Here is a 10,867-nt window from a genome sequence, read left to right on the forward strand (position 1 = left end):
GGGCGGTTCCCGCGCAGATCACCGTAGGCGCAGCGCCAAAGCAAGGGCTATTGGGGAAGACTTCTAATAGGCCCTGGCCCCCCCCTCGCCGAGCAAAAAGCCATCGCGGCGGTGCTTGGGGCACTGGACGACAAGATCGAGTTGAACCGGCGGATGAACGCAACGCTGGAGACGATGGCGCGGGCGCTGTTCCAGAGCAGGTTCGTGGATTTCGATCCTGTGCGGGCCAAGCTTGATGGGGGTCAGCCTGTTGGTCTTGATCCAGGTACCGCTGCCCTCTTCCCCGACTCCTTCCAAGACACAGAAGCCGGTCACATCCCAAACGGCTGGTCAGTGGGACGAGTCGCCGATGCCTCTGATTTCAGCCGCTCATCAATCAACCCCGGCGGGTTTGCCGGCGAGATCTTCGATCACTACAGCCTGCCCGCCTTCGACGCAGGCCGAACCCCGAAGGCAGAACTCGGCAGCCCCATCATGAGCAACAAGCTCGTCGTGACGTGCAACAGCGTGCTCCTCTCGAAGCTCAACCTCCACATTCCACGCATCTGGCTGCCAGACCTCCACGCGACACGACGCTCCGTCTGCTCCACCGAGTTCATCGTTGCCTCGACTCGCCCCGGTTATTCCCGCGAGTTCCTTTTCTCGCTCTTCACCAGCGCCGCCTTTGCCTCGACCTTCTGTACGCTCGTCACGGGCACTACCGACAGCCATCAACGCATTCGAACCGAGAAGCGTGCCGGACATGAAGACTGTCATTCCACCGTCGCCTCTGGTCGAAGCCTTCACGGCCGTGGCTAAGCCGTTATTCGAAAAGCTCAACCGTAACATCGATAAATCCCGCACCCTCGCCATATTGCGATACACGCTGCTGCCGAAGCTACTCTCGGGTCAGCTGCAAGTGCCTGACGCGAGGCAGTTGACCGAGGCCCACGCATGATCAGGCGAGCTACCAACTCCAGTGCACCAGCGCGGATTGAGTATCTCAAGGTGAGCAACTTCCGTGCCCTGCACGAAGTGGAGTTCAAGAACCTCACACCACTCACCGTGCTGCTAGGGCCCAATGGCAGCGGCAAGTCAACGGTGTTCGATGTGTTTGCATTCCTGGCCGAGTGCTTCGAGCAGGGCCTGCGCCGCGCCTGGGACAAACGCGGACGAGCCAAGGAACTGAAGACCCGTGGTGGTGACGGCCCCGTCACCATCGAGATCAAGTACCGCGAGCGCGGCTATCCACTGATTACCTATCACCTCGCTGTCGATGAGCGGGCAGGAGCTCCAGTGGTGGTAGAAGAGTGGTTGCGCTGGAAGCGAGGCAGCCACGGCCAACCGTTCCGATTCCTCGACTATCGCGAGGGCCTGGGAAGTGCTGTCAGTGGCGAACTTCCGGATGAAGAGGATCAGCGTGTGGATACGCCGCTGAAATCCGCAGACCTGCTTGCCGTGAATGCCCTGGGGCAGTTCGCAGAGCACCCGCGCGTGGCCGCGCTGCGAGATTTCATCACCGGTTGGTATGTCTCCTACCTCTCCGCCGACAGTGCCCGAGCCCAACCTGAAGCGGGGCCGCAGGACCGTTTGAGCCGCTCTGGAGACAACTTGGCCAATGTGATCCAGTTTCTCGCCGAGCAGCATCCGCAGCGGCTGGAGCAGATCTTTGCTGTGCTGCGTCAGCGCGTGCCACGCATCGAGAGCGTCTTGTCCGAAACCATGCCCGATGGCCGGCAGCTGCTCCAGATCAAGGATGCCCCGTTTTCCCATCCGGTGCTGGCCCGCTTCGCCTCCGACGGCACTCTGAAGATGCTCGCCTACTTGGTGATGCTCAACGATCCCTCGCCTCCCCCCTTCATCGGCATCGAAGAGCCAGAGAACTTCCTTCATCCACGCCTGCTGCAGGAACTGGCCGACGAGTGCCGCGCCGCCATCGCCCAGACCCAGCTTCTCGTCACCACCCATTCCCCCTTCTTCCTCAACGGCTTGCGGCCGGAGGAAGTGCGCGTGCTCTGGCGGGATGAGCAGGGCTACACCCAGGCCCAGCGAGCCAGCGACCTCCAAGGTGTTCAGGCATTTGTGAACGAAGGAGCTCTACTCGGCCAGTTGTGGATGGAGGGCCAGCTCGGGGTGGGCGATCCCCTCGTAAACCAAGGCGCCCCAACGAGGCCCCTGCCTGGGCGATGACCATGGCCGCCAGCCATCTGGAGTTCCTGGTGGAGGAACCTTCGATGGCAGCCTTCCTCCGCGCCCTGCTGCCGAGGCTGCTTCCTCAGGACCGCACTTTTGAATTGCACCCGTTTCAGGGCAAGAGCGATCTGCTCGCCAAGCTGGAGGCAAGGTTGCGCGCTTACGCCAGTTGGCTGCCGCCCGATTGGCGCCTCGTGGTGGTGGTCGACCGTGACGATGACGACTGCCACGCCCTCAAACAGCAACGCGAAGCGATCGCCACAGGCTCCGGTCTTCGCACCCGAAGTTCTGCAGCGAACGACGCGTGGCAGCTCGTGAACCGGGTGGCGATCGAAGAGCTCGAAGCCTGGTTCTTCGGTGATTGGGATGCGGTGCGGCAGATCTACCCACGCGCGCCCGCCAACCTGCCCAGCAGGCAGGGCTTTCGTGATCCCGATGCCATCGCGGGAGGCACCTGGGAAGCCCTCGAACGACTGCTCCAACGACATGGGTATATGCCAGGCGGGCTACGCAAGATCGACACCGCGCGTGCGATCGGTGCCGTTCTCGATCCACACCGAAGCAAATCCGCCAGCTTCAAAGCCTTTCATCAAGCCATCATGGAGGCTGTGGCATAACCGGCCTCAGCGTTTCCATTGGCGGAGCGTCCGCCCCCCTCACGACCCTGTCGGCACAAACACCCGTGGCGCCAGATTGAGCTGGCGGCTGCGCCGCACAAAGCCGCGATCATCAAACGACGCCAATGCCTCACAACTGCGGCAGCTGGCATGGTGAAGGGCATCAGCGAAGTCGAGCCCGCGGCGCACACCGGCCACGGCCTGCTCCAGGGCTGGCTGGTCTTCTGCCGTTAGGCCGGGATGGGCCAGCAGGTGGTCGAACACCATCAGCACCTGCTCCACCGGGAAGCCGTAGTACCCCCGCAGCACCCACTCCAGCTCCAGGGCCACCGTTTTGGCCAGGAACAGCGGCTGGCCGGATTCGATCAGATCGCGGGCGGCCCGGCGCTGGCGTTCCGTGGCCGCATCGGCATCGTCCTCCGCCACGAAGTAGCGGGCCAGCACATTGGTGTCCACGCCAATCACGGACGCAGCAGGCTGGCGGGATCGAAGTCCACCGGCACGGCGGGCCGGTTGGTCCTCAGCAATCCGAAGCCGCTCTCCGGCACTGGCTGCTCCGGCTTCCAGGGTCGCAGCTCGATGTGATCCCCCACCAACGCGAAGCTGACGCGGCTGCCCCTGGCCAGCCCGAACTGCTGCCGCAACGCCTTGGGGATGGTGACTTGCCCCTTGCTGGTGATCGAGCTGGTGGCGGCATCGGCAGAGTCCATCGAAACGCACTCCAGCGGCATGGTATTACCTGGTAAGGCTAGGTGGGAGAGGCACGCCCCCAGCGAGGTTCAGGCGGTCGAGCCATTCCAGGCTGATGACTGTCAGTCAGGCCTCTGGGTGCGTTGGCATCGGTGCTGGGACGACACCGCTAACCTCAATCCAGCAATGTTGGGTCATGTCCGAGCAGGAACGCCAGCTTCAAGACCTCGAAAGCCGGTTCCCGCTGATCTCCGGTAAAGCCTTTGCCGCTGCGCGTGCTCAGGTGCTGGCCTCTGGACAGAGCGTGTTGCAAACCGAAGGGGGCTTCATCGTGCGCGTCTTCCCCGACGGACGCAAGCAGCGGCTGAAGCCGGTCGAAGCACCCATCCCGGTTACACTTGGCACCACCTTTACCATCCGGTGATCGCGGCCACACCCAGGCTGCGGGTGTTCGCCGGGCCCAATGGCTCGGGCAAAAGCGTGCTCAAGGCGGTGCTGCCGCCGCCCCTGCTGGGGATTTACCTGAACCCGGATGAGATCGAAGCGAGCATCCGCCAGAACGGCTTTCTGGATCTGGGTGCCTTTGGCGTCAGCACCACAGCCGCTGAGCTTTTATCGGTCTTCACGGGCTCGGAGTTGCTGCGATCTGCAGGGTTACTGGAGCCGGCGCGGCGGTTGCGGTTTGAGGGTGAGCGGCTGGACTTTGCCGGCGTGGAGGTCAATGCCTACTTCGCCTCGGTGGCGGTGGATGTTCTGCGCCAGCACCTGCTGGAGCGCCGGGCCAGCTTCACCTGCGAAACCGTCATGTCCCATCCCGGCAAGGTGGCGCTGCTGGAGAAGGCACAACGGCTTGGCTACCGCACCTATCTCTACTTCGTGGCCACGGATGATCCAAAGATCAATGTTTCGCGGGTGCTCAACCGCGTGGGGCTGGGCGGGCATGCTGTGCCGGAAGACAAGATCATCAGCCGCTACCACCGCTCGCTGGCGCTATTGCTGGAGGCCATCAAGCACACAAGCCGGGCTTACATCTTCGACAACTCAACCGACAGCGCCGACCCACAGCTCGCCTGGATCGCAGAAATCACTGATGGCCGGCGGCTGGAGTTGAAGACAGACCGGATCCCGGCCTGGTTCAACAGGGCGGTGATGGAGAAGATTGCTTGAGCCTTCCACTGGCAGGTCAGACGCACCCCGCTCCGAACGCCCGGAAGTCACTCATCAGCGCCACCAGGGGCAACGCAACGTCTTCAAGGCAGGCGAGTGGTCCCAAAGTCAACCAGTGCAAAAAATGCACAGATTCGTTTGAGGAGGATTGGTGCTCGCAGGGCAGAGATCGTGCTGAATCTTATCGCTTGCCGATGAAGTCCTCTGCCGTCATGTCGATGTCCTTGGCTTTCTGACCACTTCCGCAGGCTTCAGAACAGGTAGCTGACCCAAGTCCCTAACTCGCTACACAAATCTGCTGCAAGCCAACGAAATCAGCTTCGAGCTGGGGCTCGCCATCCTCAAGCAGCATCGCAATCACCTCATGCAGGTTGGCCTGCAATTCCTCAAAGTTCTCTCCCTGACTATGGGCCCCGGGGAATCCAGGCACATAACCAACGAGCAGGCCGGTGCTGGGACAGCGCTCAATCACAGCGGAAAACGTTCGCACGGGCTTGTTTCTGGTTGCTTTGGCCCCATTCTGGTGCTGATCTGGGCCACATGTTCGTTTCGGCACCAATCGCCGCCCCCATGACCCTCAGCGAAGCCATCGTCGAAGAGGCTGCCCTCGGCTGGTTCCAGGAGCTGGGCTACGCAGTTCTCCCCGGCCCCCAGCTGGCCCCCAGCGAACCGGCGGCCGAGCGGGAATCGTTCAGCGATGTGGTGCTGGTGGGCCGCCTGCGCGAGGCCATCCGCCAGCTCAACCCGGCCATTCCTGAGGACGCCCGCGAAGAGGCCCTGCGAAAGCTGCTGCGCCTGGCCACCCCATCGTTGCTGCAAACCAACCGCGCCTTCCACCGGGTCGATGGCAGCATCGCCGGCGACCACGTGCGGCTGGTCGACTTCGCTGAGGTCGCCGCCAACGACTGGCTGGTGGTGAACCAGTTCACCACCAGATCGGGCCAGCACAACCGCCGGCCCGATCTGGTGGTGTTCCTCAATGGGCTGCCCCTGGGCCTGATCGAGCTCAAGAATGCCGCCGACGGAAGCACCACCATCTGGAGCGCCTACGCCCAGCTGCAAACCTACAAAGCCGAGATTCCTTCGCTCCTTCAGTACAACGCCGCCTTGGTGGTGAGCGACGGACTGCAGGCCCGCATCGGCTCGATCACCGCCAACCAGGAGTGGTTCAAGCTCTGGCGCAGCATTGATGGCGAGGCCGACGCCCCCGCCACAGCCCTGGAGCTGGAAACGCTCATCCGTGGAGTGTTCGAGCCGCAGCGCTTCCTCGATCTGCTGCAGCACTTCATCGTCTTCGAGGAAGACCCGGATTCGGGCGCCCTGCACAAGATCATCGCCGGCTACCACCAGTTCCATGCCGTGAACGCGGCGGTACAGGATACTGTGCGCGCCAGCGGCCTGGGCCCCGCCGCCAGAAGCCTGGGCGGCCGGCCGGGCGACCGTCGCGCCCGCATCGTGCGCCATCCGGCGATGCAGAACCCCACCCTGGTGGTGCTCACCGATCGCAACGACCTCGACGACCAGCTCTTCGGCCAGTTCCAGCGCTGCGCCGACATTCTCGGTCAAACACCTGTGCAGGCAGCCAATCGCGAACACTTGCGCGAACTGCTGAACCGGGCCAGTGGCGGGGTGGTGTTCACCACCATCCAGAAGTTCATGCCGGACAAGGGCGAAGCGATGCCCGAGCTGAGCACCCGGCAGAACATCGTGGTGATCGGTGATGAAGCGCACCGCAGCCAGTACGGCTTCGGCGGCAAGGTGAATGAGAAGACCGGCGTGATGTCATATGGCTTCGCCAGCAACCTGCGCGATGCTCTCCCCAATGCCTCCTTCATCGGCTTCACCGGCACGCCGATCGAGCAGACCGACGCCAACACCCGGGCCGTGTTCGGCGATTACATCTCCATCTACGACATCCAGCGCGCCGTGGCCGACAAGGCCACAGTGCCGATCTACTACGAGAGCCGCATCTCCAAACTCTCGCTCAATGCCGCCGCAATCCCCAGGCTCGACGCCGAATTCGAGGAGATCACCGAAGGCGAAGAGCTAACCAGCAAGGAAAAACTGAAATCCAAGTGGGCCGCCCTCGAAGCTCTGGTGGGCGATCCCAAGCGCCTCGCCCTGGTGGCCGCCGACCTGGTGGCGCACGTGGAGAAGCGCCTGGAGGCGATGGATGGCAAGGCGATGGTCGTCTGCATGAGCCGTCGCATCTGCGTCGACCTCTACAACGCCCTGATCCAGCTGCGGCCCGCATGGGCCACCGACACCCTCAAGGTGGTGATGACGGGCAGCGCCGATGACGGCCCCGACTGGCAGCCCCACATCCGCAGCAAGGAGGCGCGACGCCAGCTGGCCAACCGCTTCAAGGTTCCCTCCGATCCCTTCAAGATCGTGATCGTGCGGGATATGTGGCTCACCGGCTTCGATGCACCCTGTCTGCACACCATGTATGCCGACAAGCCGATGCAGGGCCACGGCCTGATGCAGGCCATCGCCCGCGTCAACCGCGTCTTCCGTGACAAGCCCGGCGGCCTAGTGGTCGATTACCTCGGCCTCGCCGATCAGCTCAAGCGGGCTCTTGGCTACTACACCGAAAGCGGTGGCAAAGGCGATCCCACCTTCGACACCGCCCAGGCCATCGCCGTGATGCTCGAAAAGCACGGCATCGCCTGCGATCTCCTGCACGGTTTTGACTGGTCGACCTGGACCTCCGGCACCCCTACCCAGCGCCTGCAGCTCCTTCCCGCCGGACAGGAGCACATCCTCCAGCAGGAGAACGGCAAGCAACGCTGGCTACAGGTGGTGACCTCCCTCTCTCGCGCCTTCGCCCTCTGTGCCGCCAGCGACGAGGCCACCGCGATCCGCGACGACGTGAGTTTCTTCCAGGCGCTGCAGGCCGCCCTCTTCAAGCAAATCTCCAGCACCAGCAAAACGCCCGAGCAGATCGATGCCGCCATCCGCCAGTTGGTGAGCAAGGCCATCACCACCGATGGCCAGGTCATCGATGTGTTCACCGCCGCCGGTCTACCCAAGCCCGATATCTCGATTTTCAGTGATCAGTTCCTCGCCGAGGTACGCGGCCTCAAGCATAAAAACGTGGCTGCCGAGCTGCTTGAAAAGCTGCTGAAAGACGAGCTCAGAGTGCGCTCCACGCGCAATCTCGTGCAGGGCAAGATGTTTTCAGAGAAGCTCAAGAAGGCTCTCAACGCCTACCACAACCGTGCCATCACCACGGCCGAGGTGATCGAAGAGCTGATCAAACTGGCCAAGGAACTCGATGCTGCCACCAAGCGCGGTGAATCCCTCGGCCTGAACGATGACGAGATTGCCTTCTACGACGCCCTGGCCGCTAACGACAGTGCCATGCAGGCCATGGGCGATGAGAAACTCAAGCTGATTGCCGCCGAACTAATCACCCAGGTGAAAAAGAGCGTGTCTATCGATTGGACCTTGCGCGAAAGCGCCCGTGCTCGCATCCGTGTGATGGTGAAACGCATCCTCAGCAAATACGGCTATCCGCCCGATCTTCAGGAAGAGGCGGTGAAAACCGTGCTCGCCCAAGCGGAGTTGCTCTGCGCCCAGTGGGTGTGAGAAGGCCTGGGGCTGATACGCCGGGGGCACTTGCTAGAGCAACCGCTTAACCCCCTTGGCCACCCGCGCCGTCTATACCTTCACCAGTTTTCCAGGAGGCCCTCAGCGCCACCTCTACCTCCACCACGACGGCTACCCCACCGGCGCCGCCTGGCGCTTTGCGGCAGCCCTGCGCGAAATCCCAGAACCCGGCTTCTTTCTTGTCGCCTTCCTAAGCAGCCAACCCAGGGCAGAGCCAATCCAGTGCCCCGATCAGGCGGCTGATGCCGAATACCGCTACCGGGTACAGCTCGTGCCAGGCGCAGATCCCCAACTCCAGGTGCAGTGCTGGCGGCGTCTTCCCGGCAGCAGCAGCTGGAATCCCCGCTGCGGGCCCATGCCGTTGGCGGCCTTCATCCAGCGCTTCCTGCCCGGTGATCAGCTTTGATCCGGCCAAGCGTCAGTGGACGCTGGTGCTTCCCAGCCTGGATGAACCAGCCAATCTCAGCGCAACTCCTGCCGATGGGCGCTGAGAAACTGCTCCTGCTCCCGGCTAAACGGCCGGATCAGCTTCAACAGCAGCAGGACCAGCGTTTCGTTCAGCCCAGTTGCTGCTGCCCCCACTCCGGCATCGCCCGCACCATGAAGGCGTCAAACATCGGCACGGTGAATGCTGTCTGCCCATGGGCAGGGCTCCAGATCATGCCCTTCCGGATCAAGCCGCTGCGCAACGGGCCGGCACTTTGCACGCTGATCCCCAACACTTCGGCGATATCTCCGGATCGAAGGGGGCCCGCTCCCAGCGATGCCATGGCGCGCAGGTAGTCCTGTTCCCGTGGTGTAAGCCGATCAAAGCGCACTCGGAAGAAGCTCCTGTCCAGTGCCTCCGTTGCCAACGTGCTGGCCTGCTCCACATCGCTGGCCTGGATCGGCGATTGCTTGGCGGTGTTCCAGGAATGCTTGCCCCACTCCTGCAGGAAATAGGGGTAGCCCTCCGTGATCGTCAGGATTCTGTTCAGCGCCTCGTTGTCGATTGCTTCGCCTTCTTCTTCAATGGGGTCCAGCAGCGCCGTGCGGGCAGCATCAGGCAGCAACGGCCCCACTGCCGGGTAATCAAACAGCCGTTCTGCGTACGACTTCGCTTCACCAGCAAGCGCCGCCACCTGAGGCAGACCAGCGCCGAACAGGATCACAGGCCATCCCCGTTGCGCAATCCTGTGCATGGCCACGATCAACCCGCGCAGATCTTCTTCGGAGAGATATTGGACCTCATCAAGAAGAAGCACCACGGTTTTCCCGGCCGCCTGGGCTGCTTTGCCCACACACGCCATCAGCTCGGGCAGATCCACTTCAAGATTGCCACTGTCAGCCACCGTTTCCGGTGCGATTGCCACGTCGATTTCTCCAATCGACACCGTGAAGGCGCTGGCAAAGCCACGTAAGGCTCCGAGTGCCCGTTGAGCAAGATCTCGAGCCTGCTCCACTCGGCTTAACTTCAGCAGCACGGTCTTGAGGGCCGGGGCAAGGAAGGCCGCCAGTCGCTGCCCTTCTGGAGCCTCAAGCGTCACCACGATCGCCCCCATCTCTTCTGCGATCTGCCCAATCCGATTGAGCAGCACGGTTTTACCCACGCCACGCAGTCCCAGGAGCATCTGGCTTTTCTCCTGCCGTCCACGGGCAATGCGCTGCAAGGCGATCGTGGCCGACTCCACGATCGCCTCCCGGCCCGCCAACTCAGGCGGCCGGGCGCCCGCACCAGGAGAAAACGGATTGCGGATGGGGTCCATGCTGCGTGGAGTCAAGTTATAAAGAGATATCGCAATCTTATCTATGTATGGCCGGTTTATCAATATATGAAGAGGCCTCTCCTGCCGCCTCGTGCTGCCAGATCAGCTCGCCGGCTGAGTCGAAGCTGATCCAGTGGCGGTCAAAAAGCTTGTCCAAATGGGGGGAGAGCAGCAGGCCGTTAGCGCCGCTGAGCCGTTCGCTGTTGTCGCAGGTTCGCCAGGGTTTGATGTGGCTCGCCACCAGGAACTCCTGCCGCGCCAGGCCCGTGACCCGACAGGCCGGCTCCAGCTCCGACACCCGATGGCGAAACAACCCCTGCCCCAGCCGCGCCTTGGTGAGCGCATCGCGCTCGGTGCTGCTCGGCACCTCCCCCAACCGCTGCATGTCATCGAGCAGGGCCTCGGTGTAGGCGCCCTCTTCCGCCAGCACCACCAGGTGCACCCGCACCAGCCAGCCCTCCTGGCTCCAGTTCTCCCCAGCTGAGCTGAATTCCGGTGGCTTGGCTGATCCGGCCATTGGCATAGCTGAACACCACATCCCCCCGCTGGCAGCGGCTGAGGTTGTCGTAGCTCACATTGCGGGTGCCGTTGGCATTGGCCTTCGGCGACCAGATGTAGCCGCCAACGCCAGAGATGGCGAGGAACAGCAGGTCGGTGGCGCTGGGCAGGTGAGCGAGCACGCCTTCTCGCAGAGAAGCAGTGGGCGGCTTCGATCTCGGCGCGGCTGTAGCGGCAGTGCACGCGGTGGTTCAGGTTCCGCGATGAAAAGCGTCAGAGGAGATTCAAGGTAACTGTTCAGGGGGGAGAAAGCTCCGTGGCAGTTCCGCTCTTGACAGACCTCTGAAAACAGCTTGGATCTCAGGC

General features: G+C 62.7%; 13 protein-coding genes. 7 read left to right on the top strand and 6 right to left on the bottom strand.

The genetic code is table 11. The features are described 5' to 3' along the window. Nucleotides 1-111: 111 nt before the first annotated feature. The 3 genes from AC01FP_RS14195 to AC01FP_RS14205 all read left to right on the top strand — a co-directional run bounded on the left by AC01FP_RS14195 (nt 112) and on the right by AC01FP_RS14205 (nt 2,789). The gene (locus AC01FP_RS14195) at nt 112-798 is read left to right on the top strand and encodes a hypothetical protein (RefSeq protein WP_474481150.1); all 687 of its coding nucleotides are present in this window, start codon (nt 112-114) and stop codon (nt 796-798) included. A 135-nt stretch (nt 799-933) separates the two neighbouring features. Further along, nucleotides 934-2,169: an AAA family ATPase gene (locus tag AC01FP_RS14200; RefSeq protein WP_474481152.1), complete on the top strand. Its 1,236-nt coding sequence runs from the start codon at nt 934-936 to the stop codon at nt 2,167-2,169. Between the two features lie 2 nt (nt 2,170-2,171). Then, nucleotides 2,172-2,789 carry a DUF4276 family protein gene (locus AC01FP_RS14205; protein ID WP_474481154.1) on the top strand — a complete coding sequence of 206 codons (618 nt, stop codon included), beginning with the start codon at nt 2,172-2,174 and terminating at the stop codon, nt 2,787-2,789. Nucleotides 2,790-2,828: 39 nt separating this feature from the next. Here AC01FP_RS14205 and AC01FP_RS14210 read toward each other — a convergent pair whose 3' ends face one another. Then, nucleotides 2,829-3,254 carry a type II toxin-antitoxin system VapC family toxin gene (locus AC01FP_RS14210; protein ID WP_474481156.1) on the bottom strand — a complete coding sequence of 142 codons (426 nt, stop codon included), beginning with the start codon at nt 3,252-3,254 and terminating at the stop codon, nt 2,829-2,831. Then, nucleotides 3,251-3,499, bottom strand: coding sequence for an AbrB/MazE/SpoVT family DNA-binding domain-containing protein (locus AC01FP_RS14215; RefSeq protein WP_474481158.1), 249 nt, complete (start codon nt 3,497-3,499; stop codon nt 3,251-3,253). Before AC01FP_RS14215 ends, AC01FP_RS14210 begins: the two co-directional genes overlap by 4 nt. Before the next feature lie 176 nt (nt 3,500-3,675). Between AC01FP_RS14215 and AC01FP_RS14220 the strand changes: the two genes are divergently transcribed. Together AC01FP_RS14220 and AC01FP_RS14225 are read left to right on the top strand one after the other, a co-directional pair. Beyond that, nucleotides 3,676-3,903 (top strand): hypothetical protein, encoded by a 228-nt coding sequence (locus tag AC01FP_RS14220; RefSeq protein ID WP_474481160.1) that lies wholly within the window; start codon nt 3,676-3,678, stop codon nt 3,901-3,903. Next, complete coding sequence (locus tag AC01FP_RS14225; RefSeq protein WP_474481163.1) at nt 3,900-4,646, top strand: ATPase; 747 nt, start codon at nt 3,900-3,902, stop codon at nt 4,644-4,646. Before AC01FP_RS14220 ends, AC01FP_RS14225 begins: the two co-directional genes overlap by 4 nt. A 277-nt stretch (nt 4,647-4,923) precedes the next feature. Here the strand turns inward: AC01FP_RS14225 and AC01FP_RS14230 are convergent, their stop codons facing one another. Beyond that, on the bottom strand, nt 4,924-5,136 hold the full coding sequence (locus AC01FP_RS14230; protein WP_474481166.1) for a type II toxin-antitoxin system HicB family antitoxin: 213 nt from the start codon (nt 5,134-5,136) through the stop codon (nt 4,924-4,926). An 80-nt stretch (nt 5,137-5,216) separates the two neighbouring features. Between AC01FP_RS14230 and AC01FP_RS14235 the strand changes: the two genes are divergently transcribed. Together AC01FP_RS14235 and AC01FP_RS14240 are read left to right on the top strand one after the other, a co-directional pair. Further along, complete coding sequence (locus AC01FP_RS14235) at nt 5,217-8,237, top strand: type I restriction endonuclease subunit R (RefSeq protein WP_474481169.1); 3,021 nt, start codon at nt 5,217-5,219, stop codon at nt 8,235-8,237. Nucleotides 8,238-8,292: 55 nt separating this feature from the next. Then, on the top strand, nt 8,293-8,664 hold the full coding sequence (locus AC01FP_RS14240; protein WP_474481171.1) for a hypothetical protein: 372 nt from the start codon (nt 8,293-8,295) through the stop codon (nt 8,662-8,664). A 151-nt stretch (nt 8,665-8,815) separates the two neighbouring features. Here the strand turns inward: AC01FP_RS14240 and AC01FP_RS14245 are convergent, their stop codons facing one another. Genes AC01FP_RS14245 through AC01FP_RS14255 form a run of 3 tightly spaced genes read right to left on the bottom strand, consistent with a single transcriptional unit; the run spans nt 8,816 to nt 10,683 of the window. Next, the gene (locus AC01FP_RS14245) at nt 8,816-10,003 is read right to left on the bottom strand and encodes an ATP-binding protein (RefSeq protein ID WP_474481173.1); all 1,188 of its coding nucleotides are present in this window, start codon (nt 10,001-10,003) and stop codon (nt 8,816-8,818) included. A 37-nt stretch (nt 10,004-10,040) separates the two neighbouring features. Next, nucleotides 10,041-10,451, bottom strand: a complete 411-nt coding sequence (locus AC01FP_RS14250) for an HNH endonuclease (protein ID WP_474481176.1) — start codon at nt 10,449-10,451, stop codon at nt 10,041-10,043. Next, nucleotides 10,390-10,683, bottom strand: a complete 294-nt coding sequence (locus tag AC01FP_RS14255) for a hypothetical protein (protein WP_474481178.1) — start codon at nt 10,681-10,683, stop codon at nt 10,390-10,392. The genes AC01FP_RS14250 and AC01FP_RS14255 overlap by 62 nt, the downstream gene beginning before the upstream one ends. Nucleotides 10,684-10,867: the final 184 nt, after the last annotated feature.

It is taken from the genome of Cyanobium sp. NIVA-CYA 375, from assembly GCF_056108345.1.

Excerpts from the sequence above, each read along its gene's own strand:
- AC01FP_RS14200 (WP_474481152.1), top strand. The coding sequence starts at position 934 with ATGATCAGGCGAGCTACCAACTCCAGTGCACCAGCGCGGATTGAGTAT.
- AC01FP_RS14205 (WP_474481154.1), top strand. The coding sequence starts at position 2,172 with ATGGCCGCCAGCCATCTGGAGTTCCTGGTGGAGGAACCTTCGATGGCA.
- AC01FP_RS14215 (WP_474481158.1), bottom strand. The coding sequence starts at position 3,499 with ATGGACTCTGCCGATGCCGCCACCAGCTCGATCACCAGCAAGGGGCAA.
- AC01FP_RS14220 (WP_474481160.1), top strand. The coding sequence starts at position 3,676 with ATGTCCGAGCAGGAACGCCAGCTTCAAGACCTCGAAAGCCGGTTCCCG.
- AC01FP_RS14235 (WP_474481169.1), top strand. The coding sequence starts at position 5,217 with ATGACCCTCAGCGAAGCCATCGTCGAAGAGGCTGCCCTCGGCTGGTTC.
- AC01FP_RS14245 (WP_474481173.1), bottom strand. The coding sequence starts at position 10,003 with ATGGACCCCATCCGCAATCCGTTTTCTCCTGGTGCGGGCGCCCGGCCG.